Genomic DNA, 17,135 nt, shown 5'->3' with positions numbered 1-17,135 from the left:
ATGAAAAACCACCAAGGCTGATTATGGGCACTGAAACGCTGGCGATCGGAAGTGGGCGGATGTTTCGTTACGCATTCGGATCGCTGTTATTGCTGGCGGGTATGTCCTTGCTGGTCGCCCAAGGGCTGGCGTGGCTGGATCTTGAACCGAAACTGCTGCGTGCATTGCAGGGTGGGGCGATCTGCGCACTGGGTACGGCGCTGGGCGCGGTGCCGGTGCTGGTGATTCGCCGCATGCCGCAAGCCGTCAGCGATACGCTGTTAGGTTTCGGCGCGGGGGTCATGTTGGCGGCGACGGCGTTTTCGCTGATCGTGCCTGGGATCTCCGCCGCGCAGAGCCTCGGGCTCAAGCCTTGGGCCGCCAGTGGCCTGATCAGCCTTGGCATCATGCTTGGCGCTTTGGGTTTGTATCTGGTGGACCGCAAGGTCTCCGGGGCCTGCCCGGAAATGCTGGCAGGCGGGCAGGAGCGGCCGGCGATTGCGCCCAGGATCTGGCTGTTCGTGTTTGCCATCATTGCCCATAACATTCCCGAAGGCATGGCGGTCGGCGTGTCAGCAGGGGGCGGCATGCCTGATGCCGATAGCCTGGCGATGGGTATTGCGCTGCAGGATGTGCCGGAAGGGCTGGTGATTGCGCTGGTGTTGGCGGGGGCGGGGATGTCGAGGGTCAGGGCATTCCTGATCGGTGCCGCTTCAGGGTTGGTTGAGCCGGTTTTTGCGCTGCTGTGTGCGTGGCTGGTGAGCCTGGCCGAACTGCTATTGCCGCTTGGGCTGGCACTGGCGGCCGGGGCCATGTTGCTGGTGGTTACGCACGAAGTGATCCCCGAGTCGCGACGTCATGGTCACGACAAGCTGGCGAGCCTGGGGTTGCTGATCGGGTTTTGCTTGATGATGGTGATGGATACGGCGTTGGCTTGAAAATCAAAAGATCGCACAGGGTTCGTTTTTCCCTGCAAGAGCTGCCGCAGGCTGCGATCTTTTGATCTTGACCTTGTTCTTTACTCGCCTTCGTCGAAGTAGTTGTTGATCAACGCTACCAGCGCATCCAGCGCTTCGTCCGCCTCTTCGCCTTCGGTACTCAAATGGATCTTGGTGCCCTTGCCAGCCGCCAGCATCATCATTGCCATGATGCTCTTGCCGTCCACCGTGGTTTCCGGCGTGCGTCCTACCCTGATGGTGCAGTCCTTGAATTGCCCGGCAACCCCGACGAATTTTGCTGAAGCGCGGGCATGCAGGCCCAGCTTGTTGATGATTTCAATTTCCAGAGCAGGCATCGCGATGTGAATCCTTTAGCTGAGGTCGCGGTGGCGGACCTGGACGTTCTTCAGGGATTGTTGCAGAACCTGGCCCAGACGTTCGGTCAGGTAGACGGAGCGGTGATGCCCGCCGGTGCAGCCAATGGCTATGGTGACATACGCGCGGTTGCTGGCAGCAAAGCGTGGAAGCCATTTGAGCAGGTAGGTGGAGATGTCCTGGAACATTTCCTCGACGTCCGGTTGCGCGGCCAGGTAGTCGGCTACCGGTTGATCGAGCCCGGACTGCTCGCGCAACTCTGGTTTCCAATAAGGGTTGGGCAGGCAGCGCACGTCGAACACCAGGTCGGCATCCACAGGCATGCCCCGCTTGAAGCCAAAAGACTCCACCAGGAACGCGGTGCCAGGCTCAGGCTGGTTCAACAGCCGCAGCTTGATGGTATCGCGCAGCTGGTACAGGTTCAGGTTGGTGGTGTTGACCTTGAGGTCAGCCAGGTCGGCAATCGGACCCAGCAGATTGGACTCGTCCTGAATCGCCTCGGCGAGCGAGCGATTGGCATTGCTCAGCGGATGGCGGCGACGGGTTTCGGAAAACCGCTTGAGCAGGGTTTCTTCGTCGGCGTCCAGGTACAGCACGTCACACTTGATGTGACGGCTGCGCACTTCCTCCAGCAATTCCGGAAAACGGGACAGGTGGCTTGGCAGGTTGCGCGCGTCAATCGACACGGCCACCAGCGGTTGCGCGAGCTCGGTGTGGATCAGTGCTCGTTCGGCCAGCTCGGGCAACAGCCCGGCGGGCAAGTTGTCGATGCAGTAGTACCCGCTGTCTTCAAGGACATCGAGCGCGGTACTTTTACCTGAGCCGGAGCGGCCGCTGACAATGATCAAGCGCATGATTAATGACCGTTCTGCTCGTCCAGGACAACCTGGTACAAGGCTTCATTGCTCGGGGCGCTGCGCAATTTTTCGCGAACTTCCTTGCGATCAAGCATGCTGGCAATCTGGCGCAAAAGCTCCAGGTGCGCATCGGTGGCGGCTTCCGGGACCAGCAACACGAACAGCAGGTCGACCGGGGCACCGTCGATGGCGTCGAAATCAATAGGGGCGTCGAGGTGCATCAGGGCGCTGACCGGCGAGGCACAGCCCTTGAGGCGACAGTGGGGGATGGCGATGCCGTTGCCAAAACCGGTCGAGCCGAGTTTTTCACGGGCGATCAGGGCCTCAAAGACATCTTGCATCTCCATATCCGGCACTTCGCGATGGATTAGGTTGGCAATTTGTTCGAGGGCTTTCTTTTTACTGCCGCCCGGCACGTTCACGAGGGAACGGCCGGGGGTCAGGATGCTTTCAAGTCGGATCATGGGTTGGGAGTGTTAACGACCGGTTGCGCCCTGGAGGAGGCTCTGGGTCTTTTCCTTATGCTTTTTGAGTTGGCGATCCAGCTTGTCGGTCAGCAGGTCGATGGCGGCATACATGTCCGTATGCTCGGCATTGGCGACCACTTCTCCGCCGGGGATATGCAGCGTGGCTTCGATTTTCTGCAGCAGCTTCTCGACGGTCATCGTGACTTGCACGTTGGTTATCTTGTCGAAATGCCTTTCCAATCGGGCGAGTTTTTCGCCGATGTAGGTGCGCAGGGGTTCGGTCACTTCCAGTTGGTGTCCACTGATGTTGACTTGCATACAGCTTCTCCTTCGTTGCCAGTGCATAAAGCGGTAGATCCGATGATCTACCACTGGAACGCTGTGGCGTGGCTTTACATCAACCGCTTGCGTTCGCTCGAAGGCGCGATCCCAAGGGATTCGCGGTACTTGGCGACGGTGCGGCGAGCCACCTGAATGCCTTGTGCCTCCAGTAAACCAGCGATCTTGCTGTCACTCAACGGCTTTTTCTGATTTTCCGCTGCAACCAGTTTTTTGATGATCGCGCGGATCGCCGTGGACGAGCATTCACCGCCTTCCGAGGTGCTGACGTGACTGGAGAAAAAGTATTTCAGTTCATAAATACCCCGTGGGGTATGCATGAATTTTTGCGTGGTCACCCGGGAAATCGTCGATTCGTGCATGCCGACGGCTTCGGCGATGTCATGCAGTACCAACGGCTTCATGGCTTCGTCGCCGTACTCCAGAAAACCCCGTTGATGCTCGACGATCTGGGTGGCAACTTTCATCAGGGTTTCGTTGCGGCTCTGCAGGCTCTTGATGAACCAGCGGGCTTCCTGCAACTGATTGCGCATGAAGGTGTTGTCCGCGCTGGTGTCAGCGCGACGCACAAAACCGGCGTACTGGGCGTTGACCCGCAATTTGGGCACCGACTCCTGATTGAGTTCCACCAGCCAACGCTCGTTGTCCTTGCGCACGATCACGTCCGGGACCACGTATTCGGCCTCGCTGGACTCGATCTGCGAGCCGGGGCGCGGGTTGAGGCTCTGCACCAGTTCGATCACCTGGCGCAGCTCATCTTCCTTGAGCTTCATGCGGCGCATCAGCTGGCTGTAGTCGCGGCTGCCCAGCAGGTCGATGTAGTCCGTGACCAGGCGCTTGGCTTCTGCGAGCCAGAGCGTCTTGGCGGGCAACTGGCGCAATTGCAGCAACAAGCATTCGCCGAGGTTGCGGGCAGCAATACCGGCCGGTTCGAATTGCTGGATGCGGTGCAGGACGGCTTCGATTTCGTCCAGCTCGATGTCCAGCTCCGGGTCGAAGGCTTCGAGGATTTCCTCGAGGGTTTCGTCCAGGTAGCCCTGATTGTTGATGCAGTCGATCAGGGTGACGGCGATCAGGCGGTCCGTGTCGGACATCGGGGCGAGGTTAAGCTGCCACAGCAGGTGGCTTTGCAGGCTTTCACCGGCCGACGTGCGGGTGGTGAAGTCCCACTCGTCATCATCGTTGCTGGGCAGGCTGCTGGCGCTGGTCTGGTAAACGTCTTCCCATGCAGTATCGACCGGCAGCTCGTTGGGAATGCGCTCGTTCCAGTCGCCTTCCTCAAGGTTGTCGACCGTTGGCGCGGTCTCCTGATAGGAGGGCTCCGAAACATCGGCGTTGGGCTGCTGCTCGGCTTTGTCGGCCAAGGGATCGGCATTGTCGAAGTCGTCGCCATCTTCCTGGCGTTCGAGCATCGGGTTGGACTCCAGCGCCTCCTGGATTTCCTGCTGCAGGTCCAGGGTCGACAATTGGAGCAGGCGGATGGCCTGTTGCAGCTGAGGTGTCATCGTCAGCTGCTGGCCCATTCTCAAGACTAGCGATGGTTTCATGGCAGGGGCTTAAACCTTATTCGCCGGCGCGCATGCGCCATCCACTACAGGGCGCCGAAACGCCAAACTTAAGCAAATTATATGCCCGATATTGCAGTGTTTGCCTAGAGCGCTGTAACAATAAAAAAGTATTGATTTTTTAGAGTGACAAGCGCTCGCGCGACTGGGCAGGCACCTCAGCGCTTAAAGGCGGAACTCATGGCCCAGATACACTTCCTTGACCAGGTCGTTGGCCAGGATGGTCGCGGAGTCGCCCTCGGCAATCAGCTGGCCATCGTTGACGATGTAGGCTGTTTCGCAGATATCCAGGGTTTCGCGGACGTTGTGGTCGGTGATAAGTACACCAATGCCCTTGGCCTTCAAGTGATGGATGATCTGCTTGATATCGCCAACCGAGATCGGGTCCACGCCGGCGAAAGGTTCATCGAGCAGGATGAACTTCGGGTTGGTGGCCAGCGCCCTGGCAATTTCAACGCGGCGCCGCTCGCCGCCCGACAGGCTCATGCCGAGGTTGTCGCGGATGTGGCTGATGTGGAATTCCTGCAGCAGGCTCTCCAGCTCCTTGCGGCGCCCGGCCTTGTCGAGTTCCTTGCGGGTCTCGAGGATGGCCATGATGTTATCGGCCACCGACAGTTTGCGGAAGATCGACGCTTCTTGCGGAAGATAGCCAATACCTGCCTTGGCGCGGCCGTGCATGGGCTGGTGACTGACGTCCAGGTCGTCGATCAGCACGCGGCCCTGATCAGCCTGCACCAAACCGACAATCATGTAGAAGCAGGTGGTCTTGCCGGCGCCGTTGGGGCCCAGAAGCCCGACGATCTGACCGCTGTCGATGGACAGGCTGACGTCACGCACGACCTGGCGGCTCTTGTAACTCTTGGCCAGATGCTGAGCTTTCAGAGTTGCCATTACTGGGCCTTCTGCTCGTCGGTTTTCTTTTTCGGCTGGATCACCATGTCGATTCGCGGGCGCGACTCGGTCACCTTGTTGCCCGTGGCGCGACCGGCGCTTGCCAGCTTCTTCACGGTGTCGTAGACGATTTTCTCGCCCTGGGTGACGTTGTTGTCCTTGTCGATGACCTTGGCTCGATCGATCAGCACGACGCGGTTCTGCGAGGCGTGATACTGGATCGTGACGCCGTAGCCCTGGACAGGCTTGGCGTCGCCCTGGGTCTGCAATTGCTCGAAGTAAGCCAGGTTGCCCACGGAAGTCACCACGTCGATGTCGCCTGCCGGGGTGCGGGTGATGGTCACGGTGTTACCAGTCACCTTCATGGAGCCCTGGGTGATGATGACGTCGCCTTTGTAGGTGGCGATGCCGTTCTTGTCGTCCAGTTGGGCGTCGTCGGCCTGAATGCGGATAGGCTGCTCTTGATCGTTCGGCAGAGCCCAGGCGCTCACGCTTCCCAGTGCTGCGCCCAGGCTGAGCAAAATAGGGAGGGTTTTAACGAGCCTCATACTGTCCTCTTACGTTCGATAGCAGGTGTATCCTGCTTTCTTTCAAATACGCTTTCATTCCCGTGCCAGTCGACACGCCACCGGCGCCGTCGATTCTAACGGGTTGCTCCGTCTGCGCATATTGCTGCTTCGGGAACACGGTCATACGGGTGGTGGTAATCAGCGTCTTGCGGTTTTTCTCGTCGAAACGTGTGATACGCACCGAGTCGATCAGTTCCACTTGCGTACCATCCGGATTCACTTCACCGCGTTCGCTCTGTACATGCCAGGGAAACTCGGTGCCGCGGAACATGTTCAGGTCCGGGTTGGTCAGCAGCGTCACTTCAGTGGCTTTAAGGTGTTCGACCTTGTCCGACGTCATCTCGTACTGCAGCTTGCCATCGGGCAGGAACTGCACGCTGTGGGCGTTCAGGGCGTAATAGTCGATCGCCGTCTCATCGACGGCCACGGTCGGCTTGTCGAGAAAGCGTTCAGGACTGATGTTCCAGTAGCCGACCGCAGCAAAAATCGCGGCGATGCAACCGAACAGCAGTATGTTGCGAAACTTTTTGCTCAGCATAGTTGGCTCACAGGTACGCGGCGTTTGCCGCATCGAGGCGGCCCTGGGCGCGCAGGATCAATTCGCAGAACTCGCGGGCAGCACCTTCGCCTCCGCGGGCCTGGGTGATGCCGTCGGCATGTTCACGCACGAAGCTGGCCGCATTGGCCACCGCCATGCCCAGGCCAACGCGGCGTATCACCGGCAGGTCAGGCAAGTCGTCGCCGAGGTAGGCGACTTGCTCATAGCTTAGGCCTAGTTCGCCAAGAAGTTCGTCCAGCACCACCAGTTTGTCTTCGCGCCCCTGGTACAGATGGGGAATGCCGAGGTTTTTCGCCCGACGCTCAACCACCGGGGTCTTGCGACCGCTGATGATAGCGGTCTGAACGCCGGCTGCCATCAACATCTTGATGCCCTGGCCGTCGAGGGTGTTGAAAGTCTTGAATTCACTGCCGTCTTCGAGGAAGTACAGGCGCCCATCGGTGAGCACTCCATCGACATCAAAGATTGCCAGCTTGATATTCTTGCCGCGTTGCAGCAGATCGTTGCTCATTACATGACTCCTGCGCGCAGCAGGTCGGAGAGGTTGAAGGCGCCGATCGGGCGATCCTCATCGTCCACCACTACGAGAGCGTTAATTCGGTTGTCTTCCATGATCTTCAAGGCTTCGGCGGCGAGCATCTCGGCCCGCGCGGTCTTGCCGTGAAGGGTCATGACCTGGTCGATGGTGGCGTGATGAATGTCGATGGCGCGGTCCAGGGTGCGGCGCAAGTCACCGTCGGTGAAGATCCCGGCGAGTTTGCCGTCGGCCTCCAGTATCACGGTCATGCCCAGGCCCTTGCGAGTCATTTCCATCAGCGCGTCCTTGAGCAGGGTGCCACGCTGGACCCGGGGCAGGGCGTCGCCGGCATGCATGACGTTCTCGACCTTGAGCAGCAGGCGACGACCCAGTGCACCACCCGGGTGGGAAAAAGCGAAATCTTCCGCCGTGAAACCACGCGCTTCCAGCAGCGCGACGGCCAGTGCGTCGCCCATGACCAGTGCCGCAGTGGTGGACGAGGTGGGCGCCAGGTTCAGCGGGCAGGCTTCATGCTCGACTTGCACGTCGAGATTGACTTCGGCGGCCTTGGCCAGGGTCGAGTCAGGGTTGCCGGTCATGCTGATCAACTGGATGCCCAGGCGCTTGATCAGCGGCAGCAGGGTCACGATTTCAGTGGTCGAGCCGGAGTTGGACAGGGCCAGGATGATGTCGTCCCGGGTAATCATGCCCATGTCGCCGTGGCTGGCTTCGGCCGGGTGGACGAAAAACGCCGTGGTCCCGGTGCTGGCCAGGGTGGCGGCGATCTTGGTGCCGATATGCCCCGATTTTCCCATGCCGACCACGACCACGCGGCCCTTGCTCGCCAGAATCATCTCGCACGCGCGTACGAAATCTGCGTCGATGCGTGGAAGCAAGCCTTGTACGGCTTCCAGTTCGAGACGGATGGTGCGTTGTGCCGATTGAATAAGGTCGCTGGATTGGCTCATGTCGGAAATCGTATAGCCTGATGAAAAGGCGGCGATTATAGCGGTTATGACCGAAACCCTCACGCTAGTTCGTCGTGCTTTGTCATTCCCTGTTACGTAATCCTCTCCCTGTGAGCCTTTTGACCTGTCGTGCAGCTGAACATCGCCCGGCTTTAGCCTTGGGCGCCAAGCCCTTGCAGTGATATAGTTCGCCGCCAGTTCGGCCTGCCCACGATGAATGTGCTTTCGCCAGAAAGACAGGCGTCCGAGTGTGAGGCTGCATCGCAAGGAGTTTAGATGAGTGCCGATAACGCCTACGCGGTCGAGCTGAAGGGACTGACCTTCAAGCGCGGTGCGCGCAGCATTTTCAATAACGTCGATATCCGTATTCCACGGGGCAAGGTCACCGGCATCATGGGACCTTCAGGGTGCGGCAAGACCACGCTGTTGCGCCTGATGGGCGCACAGTTGCGGCCGACTGCCGGCGAAGTCTGGGTTAACGGCCAGAACCTGCCGAAGCTGTCTCGAAGCGACCTGTTCGACGCTCGCAAGCATATGGGCGTGCTGTTCCAGAGCGGTGCGCTGTTCACCGACCTCGACGTGTTCGAGAACGTGGCTTTCCCATTGCGTGTGCACACCCAGCTTCCGGAGGAAATGATCCGGGACATCGTCCTGCTCAAGTTGCAGGCCGTCGGCTTGCGCGGCGCGATCGACCTGATGCCCGACGAACTCTCCGGTGGCATGAAGCGGCGTGTCGCGCTCGCGCGCGCCATTGCCCTCGATCCGCAGATCCTCATGTACGACGAGCCCTTTGTCGGGCAGGACCCGATCGCCATGGGCGTGCTGGTGCGCCTGATCCGCCTGCTCAACGATGCGCTGGGTATCACCAGTATCGTGGTTTCCCATGACCTGGCCGAGACCGCGAGCATCGCCGACTACATCTATGTAGTGGGTGAGGCGCAGGTTCTGGGGCAGGGCACACCGGACGAGCTGATGAATTCGGACGATCCGCGGATCCGCCAGTTCATGACGGGCGAACCCGATGGCCCGGTCGCATACCACTTTCCAGCGACGGATTACCGCGCAGATCTTCTGGGGAAGCGTTGATGCGCAAGATTTCACTGATAGAACGTGTACGCCGGTTCGGCGCGGCGGCGATCGATGCCGTCGCCGTGTTCGGGCGCGCGACCTTGTTCCTGTTTCATGCCTTGCTCGGCCGTGGCGGCATCGGTGGTGGCTTCGGCCTGCTGATCCGGCAATTGCACTCGGTGGGCGTCATGTCCCTGGTGATCATCGTCGTCTCCGGGGTGTTCATCGGGATGGTGCTGGCGCTCCAGGGTTTCAACATCCTGTCCAGCTACGGCTCGGAGCAGGCGGTCGGGCAGATGGTTGCACTGACCCTGCTGCGTGAACTGGGGCCGGTAGTCACCGCCTTGCTGTTCGCCGGGCGCGCAGGCTCTGCCCTGACGGCCGAGATTGGCAACATGAAGTCCACCGAGCAGTTGTCCAGCCTGGAAATGATTGGTGTCGACCCGCTCAAGTACATCATTGCCCCGCGCCTGTGGGCGGGCTTCATATCCCTGCCAGTGCTGGCGATGATTTTCAGCGTGGTGGGTATCTGGGGCGGTTCATGGGTGGCCGTCGACTGGCTGGGAGTCTATGAAGGTTCCTACTGGTCGAACATGCAGAACAGCGTGACGTTCTCTGAAGATGTGCTCAACGGCATCATCAAGAGTGTCGTCTTCGCCTTCGTCGTGACCTGGATTGCCGTATTCCAAGGCTATGACTGCGAGCCCACTTCCGAGGGGATCAGTCGTGCCACTACCAAGACCGTTGTATACGCCTCGTTGGCGGTACTCGGCCTGGACTTTATTCTGACCGCCTTGATGTTTGGAGATTTCTGATGCAAAACCGCACCCTGGAAATCGGTGTCGGCCTTTTCTTGCTGGCTGGCATCCTGGCTTTGCTGTTGCTTGCGTTGCGGGTCAGTGGCCTGTCCCCGAGCGCAACAACCGATTCTTATAAACTTTACGCATATTTTGACAATATCGCCGGTTTGACGGTCAGAGCTAAAGTGACCATGGCCGGTGTGACCATCGGCAAGGTCACTGCGATCGATCTGGACCGCGACAGTTTCACTGGCCGGGTGACCATGCAGCTGGACAAGAGCGTCGATAACCTGCCGACGGACTCCACTGCATCTATCCTGACCGCTGGGCTGCTGGGCGAGAAGTACATCGGCGTCAGCGTTGGTGGTGAAGAAACGCTGCTCAAGGATGGCGGGACCATCCACGATACGCAGTCGTCGCTGGTGCTCGAGGACCTGATCGGTAAATTCCTGCTCAACACCGTTAGCAAAGAAGCCAAATGAGGAGTTTTTGAATGATCTCTACCTTGCGACGTGGCCTGTTGGTATTACTCGCGGCTGTGCCGCTGATGGCTAACGCCGTGGCGGCGCCGTCGGCGCACGATCTGGTACAGGACACCACTACCCGGTTGCTGGCCGATCTGGCTGCCAACAAGGCAAAGTACAAGCAGGACCCTAACGAGTTCTACAACGCCCTGAACGGTATTGTCGGACCGGTGGTCGATGCCGACGGCATTTCCCGCAGCATCATGACCGTGAAGTATTCGCGCAAGGCCTCGCCTGAGCAGATGCAGCGCTTTCAGGAAAACTTCAAGCGCAGCCTGATGCAGTTCTATGGCAATGCGTTGCTCGAATACAACAACCAGGGCATCACCGTTTCCCCTGCCAAGGATGAAAGCGGTAACCGGACCAGCGTTGACATGCAGGTCAAGGGCAGCAGTGGTTCCATCTATCCTGTGTCCTACACGCTGGAGAAAATCAACGGCGAGTGGAAAGTCCGTAACGTCATCATCAACGGCATCAACATCGGCAAGCTGTTCCGCGATCAGTTCCAGGACTCGATGCAGCGCAATGGCAACGATCTCGACAAGGTGATCAACAACTGGGCCGGCGAAGTTGCCAAGGCCAAGGAAACCACCGAGCAAGCTGCCGAGAAGCAAACCCAATGAGTGAGTCGGCCGTCCAGATGAATGAATCCGGCGAACTGCACCTCAGTGGTACGCTGGATTACCGCAGCGGCCCGGTTCTGCGCAAGCAGGGCCAGGCGCTGATCAAGGCCAGCAAGGCTGCGGCGCTGGTGGTTGACTGTTCGCAGGTGGTGAAGTCCAGCAGTGTCGGCTTGTCGTTGCTGCTGTGCTTCATGCGTGATGCCCAGGCCGCCGGCAAGGCCCTGAGCATCCGCGCGATGCCCGAAGATATGCGCGAAATCGCTCAGGTCAGTGAATTGACCGAGTTATTGGCGCATCCCTAACCGCATCTACAGGGAAGCCCCCCGTCAGAGTCCTGCTTAGCGGGGTTCGCAGGCGCGGGGCTTTTTTGTATGATGTCCGACCCGCGCGCACAAGGCGCCGATTGAGGTTGAGCATGCAGGCCGTAGAAGTGAAGAGCTTCCTTGAAGGAAAGCTGCCAGACACGAAGGTGGAAGTTGAAGGCGAAGGCTGCAATTTCCAGCTGAACCTGATTAGCGATGAACTGGCGGCGTTGAGCCCGGTGAAGCGTCAGCAGCAGGTCTATGCCCATTTGAACCCATGGATCACCGATGGCAGCATCCATGCGGTCACTATGAAATTTTTCAGCAGCGCGGCCTGGGCCGAGCGCACCTGAGCCCAAGGGCGTCGAGATTCTTATGGATAAACTGATTATTACTGGTGGCGTTCGTCTTGATGGCGAAATCCGCATCTCCGGGGCAAAGAACTCCGCCCTGCCGATCCTGGCCGCAACCTTGCTGTGCGATGGCCCGGTTACCGTTGCCAACCTGCCGCACCTGCACGACATCACCACCATGATCGAGCTGTTCGGCCGCATGGGCATCGAGCCGGTGATCGACGAGAAGCTCAGCGTCGAAATCGACCCGCGCACCATCAAGACCCTGATCGCCCCGTACGAACTGGTGAAAACCATGCGTGCGTCGATCCTGGTACTGGGGCCGATGGTTGCCCGTTTCGGCGAAGCCGAAGTTGCGCTGCCTGGCGGTTGCGCCATCGGCTCGCGTCCGGTTGACCTGCACATCCGCGGTCTCGAAGCCATGGGCGCGGTGATCGACGTGGAAGGTGGCTACATCAAGGCCAAGGCGCCTGAAGGTGGCCTGCGCGGCGCGCACTTCTTCTTCGACACCGTCAGTGTGACCGGTACCGAGAACATCATGATGGCCGCTGCGCTGGCCAAGGGTCGCAGCGTCCTGCAGAACGCCGCTCGCGAACCTGAAGTCATCGACCTGGCGAACTTCCTGATCGCCATGGGCGCCAAGATCTCCGGCGCCGGCACCGACACCATCACCATTGATGGCGTCGACCGCCTGCACCCGGCCACCTACAAGGTAATGCCGGACCGTATCGAAACCGGTACCTACCTGGTTGCTGCTGCTGTTACCGGCGGTCGCGTGAAGGTCAAGGACACCGATCCGACCATCCTTGAAGCGGTGCTGGAAAAACTCAAGGAAGCGGGCGCGGAGATTACCTGCGGCGAAGACTGGATCGAGCTGAACATGCACGGCAAGCGGCCTAAAGCCGTCAACGTGCGTACGGCTCCGTACCCGGCATTCCCGACTGACATGCAGGCGCAGTTCATTTCGCTCAACGCCATTGCCGAAGGCACCGGTGCCGTGATCGAGACGATCTTCGAGAACCGTTTCATGCACGTCTACGAGCTGCACCGCATGGGCGCCAAGATCCAGGTCGAAGGCAACACTGCCATCGTTACCGGCACCGAGAAGCTCAAGGGCGCGCCAGTCATGGCCACCGACCTGCGTGCTTCGGCCAGCCTGGTGATCTCCGCGCTGATTGCTGAAGGCGACACCCTGATCGATCGCATCTACCACATAGACCGTGGTTACGAGTGCATCGAAGAGAAACTGCAGATGCTCGGCGCCAAGATCCGCCGCGTACCGGGCTAGTCCCTGCTGCAGTTGTGGTGAGGGAGCAAACTCCCTCGCCACGGTTTGCTGTTAACTGATTTGTTTCAAATCGAGGCTGATTCTTCATTATCGAGAATGCCTCGATGTGTGTCCGGCGCCGATTGCGACCGGGCATGAGTACCTTTATTAAGGACTGACGTTTCCCATGTTGACCATTGCATTGTCCAAGGGCCGCATTCTTGATGACACCCTGCCGCTTCTGGCTGAAGCGGGCATCGTGCCGACCGAGAATCCGGACAAGAGCCGCAAGCTGATCATCCCCACGACCCAGCCCGACGTACGTTTGCTGATCGTGCGCGCTACCGATGTGCCGACTTACGTCGAGCATGGTGCCGCTGACCTGGGCGTCGCCGGTAAAGATGTGTTGATGGAATACGGCGGCCAGGGCTTGTACGAGCCACTGGACCTGCGCATTGCACTGTGCAAGCTGATGACTGCTGGCCGTGTCGGTGATGTCGAGCCCAAGGGCCGTCTGCGCGTGGCAACCAAGTTCGTCAACGTTGCCAAGCGTTATTACGCCGAGCAGGGCCGTCAGGTCGATATCATCAAGCTCTACGGCTCGATGGAGCTGGCCCCGCTGATCGGTCTGGCAGACAAGATCATCGACGTGGTCGACACCGGCAATACGCTGCGCGCCAATGGCCTGGAACCTCAGGATTTCATTGCCGACATCAGCTCCCGGCTGATCGTCAACAAAGCTTCGATGAAAATGCAGCACGCCCGTATCCAGGCGTTGATCGACACCCTGCGCAAGGCAGTGGAGTCTCGACACCGCGGCTGATTCACCTGCGCGACCTTGAGTCGCGCCCGTCTATCCGCCTCATAGCCAGAATCTCAGGTGCCCAAGCGGAAACGACTGCTAAGTTAGGGCGCCTGAGTTTTTGCCATTCCTATGAGGCTCTCGCTATGACCGCACCGACTGCAATTCGCCGACTCAACGCTGCTGACCCGGATTTCGCGCATCATCTGGATCATCTGCTGAGCTGGGAAAGTGTGTCTGACGACTCGGTCAATCAGCGGGTGCTGGACATCATCAAAGCCGTGCGCGAGCGTGGCGACGCCGCCCTGGTGGAGTTCACCCAGAAGTTCGATGGCCTGGAAGTGGCCTCGATGGCCGACCTGATCCTGCCGCGCGAGCGCCTGGAACTGGCGCTCACGCGCATCACCATCGCTCAGCGCGAAGCCCTGGAAAAAGCGGCCACCCGGGTGCGCAGCTACCACGAGAAACAGAAGCAGGACTCCTGGAGCTACACCGAGGCCGATGGCACCGTGCTGGGCCAGAAGGTTACTCCGCTGGACCGCGCTGGCCTGTACGTGCCGGGCGGCAAGGCGTCGTATCCGTCTTCGGTACTGATGAACGCCATTCCCGCCAAGGTGGCTGGCGTGACCGAAGTGGTCATGGTAGTACCCACCCCGCGTGGCGAACTCAATGAGCTGGTGCTGGCGGCGGCGTGCATTGCCGGCGTGGACCGGGTGTTCACCATTGGCGGCGCCCAGGCCGTCGCCGCACTGGCTTACGGCACCGAGAGCGTGCCGAAGGTCGACAAGGTCGTCGGCCCTGGCAACATCTATGTCGCCACCGCCAAGCGCCACGTGTTCGGCCAGGTCGGTATCGACATGATTGCCGGCCCTTCGGAGATCCTCGTGGTGTGCGACGGCCAGACCGATCCGGACTGGATCGCCATGGACCTGTTTTCCCAGGCCGAGCACGACGAAGACGCCCAGGCGATTCTGGTCAGCCCTGACGCCGAGTTCCTCGACAAGGTGGCCGCTAGCATCAACAAACTGATGCCGACCATGGAGCGTGCCGAGATCATCGAAACCTCGATCAATGGCCGTGGCGCCCTGATTCTGGTCGAGGACATGAACCAGGCCATCGAGGTGGCCAACCGGATCGCCCCGGAACACCTGGAGCTATCGGTGGCTGATCCACAGGCCTGGCTGCCGTTGATTCGTCACGCCGGTGCGATCTTCATGGGTCGTCACACCTCCGAGGCCCTGGGCGATTACTGCGCAGGCCCCAACCACGTATTGCCGACTTCCGGCACCGCGCGGTTCTCCTCGCCACTGGGTGTGTACGATTTCCAGAAACGCTCCTCGATCATCTTCTGCTCCGAGCAGGGTGCTTCCGAATTGGGCAAAACTGCCTCCGTGCTGGCCCGTGGCGAGTCGCTGACCGCCCACGCGCGCAGTGCCGAATACCGCATCGTCGACGATCAGAAGGGGAACTGAACATGAGTAAATTCTGGAGCCCCTTCGTCAAGGACCTGGTGCCTTACGTGCCGGGCGAGCAGCCCAAGCTGACCAAGCTGGTGAAACTCAACACCAATGAAAACCCGTACGGTCCTTCGCCCAAGGCGCTGGCGGCGATGCAGAGCGAATTGAACGACAATCTGCGTCTGTACCCGGACCCCAACAGCGATGTGCTCAAGCAAGCCGTTGCCCGTTACTACGCAGTGCAGGCTAACCAGGTTTTCCTGGGCAACGGTTCCGATGAAGTCTTGGCGCACATTTTCCATGGCTTGCTGCAACACGATAAGCCGCTGCTGTTCCCGGACATCAGCTACAGCTTCTATCCGGTGTATTGCGGGCTATATGGCATCAAGTTCGATGCGGTGCCGCTGGATGAACAGTTTCAGATCAATCCGGCGGACTATGCCAGGCCGAACGGCGGGGTCATCTTTCCGAACCCGAACGCGCCTACCGGTTGCCTGCTGGCACTGGATGCGGTGGAGCAAATCCTCAAGGCCAGTCCGGATTCGGTGGTGGTGGTGGATGAGGCGTACATCGACTTCGGCGGTGAGACCGCGATCACTTTGGTGGATCGTTATCCGAACTTGCTGGTGACCCAGACCCTGTCCAAATCCCGGTCGCTGGCAGGCTTGCGGGTAGGTTTGGCGGTAGGCCATCCGGACCTGATCGAGGCACTGGAACGAATCAAAAACAGCTTCAACTCCTATCCGCTGGATCGTCTGGCGAATGTCGGGGGGGCGGCGGCGTTCGAGGATCGCGATTACTTCGACAAGACTTGCCGGTTGGTCATCGAGCACCGTGAGTGGGTCGTCGCGCAATTGGAAGGCAAGGGGTTTGAAGTGTTGCCGTCGGCAGCCAACTTCATTTTCGCCCGTCATCCGCAGCACGACGCAGCCGGCCTGGCAGCCAAGTTACGCGAACAAGGCGTGATCGTCCGGCACTTCAAGCAGGAGCGCATTGCGCAGTTCCTGCGGATCTCCATCGGTACACCGGAGCAGAACCAGGCCCTGATCGACGGCCTCGGCGACCTTTAACCCAACCCTCGATCCTGTGGGAGCGTGGCTTGCCCGCGATAAACGATAACGCGGTCTACCTATTGCACCGCGGCGTCCCCATCGCGGGCAAGCCACGCTCCCACAAGGTTTGGTGAGTTACTCGTGATGCGGTTCGCCCAGAAAGGTCAGCGACGTGAACAGCCCGCGCGTCGCCACATCCGGGTTGTCCTTTAGCGGAATCTCCATCTGCGCCGCAATCACATTCAACCCCTCATTACGCACCAGTACTTGCGCCCGACCCTCTTCGTCAGTCTCGGTGCTTAACGTATTCGGCGCGCTGCGATAGTCGCCCGCCAGCTTCACACCCGCCGCCGGCTTACCGTCCAATAGCACTCGAACCGGCAACGATCTACCCGGCCCGACCGTCAGCGGATCAACCTCCGGCAGAATCAGCAATTTCATCTGATCGAGCTTTGGCAACTTCGCCCCCGGCTGGTATATCGACAGGCTGTATTTGAAGGTCTGGGTCGACTCAATGGCCCCCGGTACTTTGCTGCGTCCTTCGTTGATCCATTTTTTATCCGCCGTTTGCGACCACATGCCATTGTTCAGCGCCACGGCCATCACTGCCGGTGGTTTCAACGGCTGCAGGCGGGCGTGGTCGGCCAGCCGCTGCACGTTCACCGGGATCATTTTTCCGGCTACGTCATAGGCCCAGGCACCACTGATTTTCTGCGCCTTGAAGGCGTTGTCTTCGGCGCCATGGCCGTAGATGACTTCGATGTTGCCGCGACGTTGTTCGGTCCAGAGGCCATGGGCCGAAGCTTGAGTGGCGAAGAGGGACGCGATGAGCAGAAGGGTTTTGCCGTGTTGCATGGTGGACG

Annotated in this window: 22 protein-coding genes; 11 read left to right on the top strand and 11 right to left on the bottom strand. The window is 59.7% G+C overall.

Translation table 11 applies throughout. The features are described from left to right. Nucleotides 1-23 precede the first annotated feature (23 nt). Nucleotides 24-917 carry a ZIP family metal transporter gene (locus EQV97_RS08725; RefSeq protein ID WP_122837509.1) on the top strand — a complete coding sequence of 298 codons (894 nt, stop codon included), beginning with the start codon at nt 24-26 and terminating at the stop codon, nt 915-917. Nucleotides 918-997: 80 nt separating this feature from the next. Here EQV97_RS08725 and EQV97_RS08720 read toward each other — a convergent pair whose 3' ends face one another. From EQV97_RS08720 to EQV97_RS08675, 10 genes are all read right to left on the bottom strand, one after another. After that, nucleotides 998-1,273, bottom strand: a complete 276-nt coding sequence (locus tag EQV97_RS08720; protein WP_122837510.1) for an HPr family phosphocarrier protein — start codon at nt 1,271-1,273, stop codon at nt 998-1,000. 15 nt (nt 1,274-1,288) lie between these two features. Next, nucleotides 1,289-2,146 carry an RNase adapter RapZ gene (gene rapZ / locus EQV97_RS08715; protein ID WP_122837511.1) on the bottom strand — a complete coding sequence of 286 codons (858 nt, stop codon included), beginning with the start codon at nt 2,144-2,146 and terminating at the stop codon, nt 1,289-1,291. Nucleotides 2,147-2,148: 2 nt separating this feature from the next. Continuing rightward, nucleotides 2,149-2,613, bottom strand: a complete 465-nt coding sequence (ptsN, locus tag EQV97_RS08710) for a PTS IIA-like nitrogen regulatory protein PtsN (RefSeq protein ID WP_122837512.1) — start codon at nt 2,611-2,613, stop codon at nt 2,149-2,151. A gap of 12 nt (nt 2,614-2,625) precedes the next feature. Then, nucleotides 2,626-2,934 carry a ribosome-associated translation inhibitor RaiA gene (gene raiA / locus EQV97_RS08705; protein ID WP_045061455.1) on the bottom strand — a complete coding sequence of 103 codons (309 nt, stop codon included), beginning with the start codon at nt 2,932-2,934 and terminating at the stop codon, nt 2,626-2,628. A 74-nt stretch (nt 2,935-3,008) separates the two neighbouring features. After that, nucleotides 3,009-4,502, bottom strand: coding sequence for an RNA polymerase factor sigma-54 (locus tag EQV97_RS08700; RefSeq protein ID WP_045061454.1), 1,494 nt, complete (start codon nt 4,500-4,502; stop codon nt 3,009-3,011). A 183-nt stretch (nt 4,503-4,685) separates the two neighbouring features. Continuing rightward, nucleotides 4,686-5,411, bottom strand: a complete 726-nt coding sequence (lptB, locus tag EQV97_RS08695) for an LPS export ABC transporter ATP-binding protein (protein WP_045061453.1) — start codon at nt 5,409-5,411, stop codon at nt 4,686-4,688. Beyond that, nucleotides 5,411-5,959, bottom strand: coding sequence for a lipopolysaccharide transport periplasmic protein LptA (lptA, locus tag EQV97_RS08690; RefSeq protein ID WP_045061452.1), 549 nt, complete (start codon nt 5,957-5,959; stop codon nt 5,411-5,413). The genes lptB and lptA overlap by 1 nt, the downstream gene beginning before the upstream one ends. Continuing rightward, entirely contained in the window at nt 5,946-6,518 is a 573-nt protein-coding gene (gene lptC, locus EQV97_RS08685) for an LPS export ABC transporter periplasmic protein LptC (RefSeq protein WP_122837514.1), read from the bottom strand. The genes lptA and lptC overlap by 14 nt, the downstream gene beginning before the upstream one ends. A gap of 7 nt (nt 6,519-6,525) precedes the next feature. Further along, nucleotides 6,526-7,050, bottom strand: coding sequence for an HAD family hydrolase (locus tag EQV97_RS08680; protein WP_045061450.1), 525 nt, complete (start codon nt 7,048-7,050; stop codon nt 6,526-6,528). Next, nucleotides 7,050-8,024, bottom strand: a complete 975-nt coding sequence (locus tag EQV97_RS08675) for a KpsF/GutQ family sugar-phosphate isomerase (protein ID WP_122837515.1) — start codon at nt 8,022-8,024, stop codon at nt 7,050-7,052. The genes EQV97_RS08680 and EQV97_RS08675 overlap by 1 nt, the downstream gene beginning before the upstream one ends. A 276-nt stretch (nt 8,025-8,300) precedes the next feature. On the opposite strand from EQV97_RS08675, the gene EQV97_RS08670 reads away from it, so the two are divergent. The 10 genes from EQV97_RS08670 to hisC all read left to right on the top strand — a co-directional run bounded on the left by EQV97_RS08670 (nt 8,301) and on the right by hisC (nt 16,290). Next, nucleotides 8,301-9,110: an ATP-binding cassette domain-containing protein gene (locus EQV97_RS08670; protein ID WP_122837516.1), complete on the top strand. Its 810-nt coding sequence runs from the start codon at nt 8,301-8,303 to the stop codon at nt 9,108-9,110. Then, nucleotides 9,110-9,907, top strand: coding sequence for a lipid asymmetry maintenance ABC transporter permease subunit MlaE (mlaE, locus tag EQV97_RS08665; protein WP_045061447.1), 798 nt, complete (start codon nt 9,110-9,112; stop codon nt 9,905-9,907). The genes EQV97_RS08670 and mlaE overlap by 1 nt, the downstream gene beginning before the upstream one ends. After that, nucleotides 9,907-10,374: an outer membrane lipid asymmetry maintenance protein MlaD gene (mlaD, locus tag EQV97_RS08660; protein ID WP_045061446.1), complete on the top strand. Its 468-nt coding sequence runs from the start codon at nt 9,907-9,909 to the stop codon at nt 10,372-10,374. The genes mlaE and mlaD overlap by 1 nt, the downstream gene beginning before the upstream one ends. Nucleotides 10,375-10,385: 11 nt before the next feature. Beyond that, entirely contained in the window at nt 10,386-11,039 is a 654-nt protein-coding gene (locus tag EQV97_RS08655) for an ABC transporter substrate-binding protein (protein ID WP_122837517.1), read from the top strand. Further along, nucleotides 11,036-11,341: an STAS domain-containing protein gene (locus tag EQV97_RS08650; RefSeq protein WP_045061444.1), complete on the top strand. Its 306-nt coding sequence runs from the start codon at nt 11,036-11,038 to the stop codon at nt 11,339-11,341. The genes EQV97_RS08655 and EQV97_RS08650 overlap by 4 nt, the downstream gene beginning before the upstream one ends. Nucleotides 11,342-11,454: 113 nt before the next feature. Further along, a complete protein-coding gene (locus EQV97_RS08645; protein ID WP_045061443.1) occupies nt 11,455-11,694 on the top strand; it encodes a BolA family protein in 240 nt (79 codons plus the stop codon). Between the two features lie 22 nt (nt 11,695-11,716). Then, complete coding sequence (murA, locus tag EQV97_RS08640; RefSeq protein WP_122837518.1) at nt 11,717-12,982, top strand: UDP-N-acetylglucosamine 1-carboxyvinyltransferase; 1,266 nt, start codon at nt 11,717-11,719, stop codon at nt 12,980-12,982. Nucleotides 12,983-13,148: 166 nt separating this feature from the next. Next, nucleotides 13,149-13,784, top strand: a complete 636-nt coding sequence (hisG, locus tag EQV97_RS08635; protein WP_007942738.1) for an ATP phosphoribosyltransferase — start codon at nt 13,149-13,151, stop codon at nt 13,782-13,784. 125 nt (nt 13,785-13,909) lie between these two features. Further along, nucleotides 13,910-15,235: a histidinol dehydrogenase gene (hisD, locus tag EQV97_RS08630; RefSeq protein ID WP_122837519.1), complete on the top strand. Its 1,326-nt coding sequence runs from the start codon at nt 13,910-13,912 to the stop codon at nt 15,233-15,235. A gap of 2 nt (nt 15,236-15,237) precedes the next feature. After that, the gene (gene hisC, locus EQV97_RS08625; RefSeq protein WP_225570555.1) at nt 15,238-16,290 is read left to right on the top strand and encodes a histidinol-phosphate transaminase; all 1,053 of its coding nucleotides are present in this window, start codon (nt 15,238-15,240) and stop codon (nt 16,288-16,290) included. 117 nt (nt 16,291-16,407) lie between these two features. Here the strand turns inward: hisC and EQV97_RS08620 are convergent, their stop codons facing one another. Next, nucleotides 16,408-17,127 (bottom strand): DUF4198 domain-containing protein, encoded by a 720-nt coding sequence (locus tag EQV97_RS08620; RefSeq protein ID WP_240888823.1) that lies wholly within the window; start codon nt 17,125-17,127, stop codon nt 16,408-16,410. Nucleotides 17,128-17,135 lie beyond the last annotated feature (8 nt).

It is taken from the genome of Pseudomonas sp. TMW22090 (genome assembly GCF_022496665.1).
GTDB lineage: Bacteria > Pseudomonadota > Gammaproteobacteria > Pseudomonadales > Pseudomonadaceae > Aquipseudomonas > Aquipseudomonas gregormendelii.
Note: the sequence above shows the minus strand (reverse complement) of the source record. Positions and strands in the feature narration are given on the sequence as shown.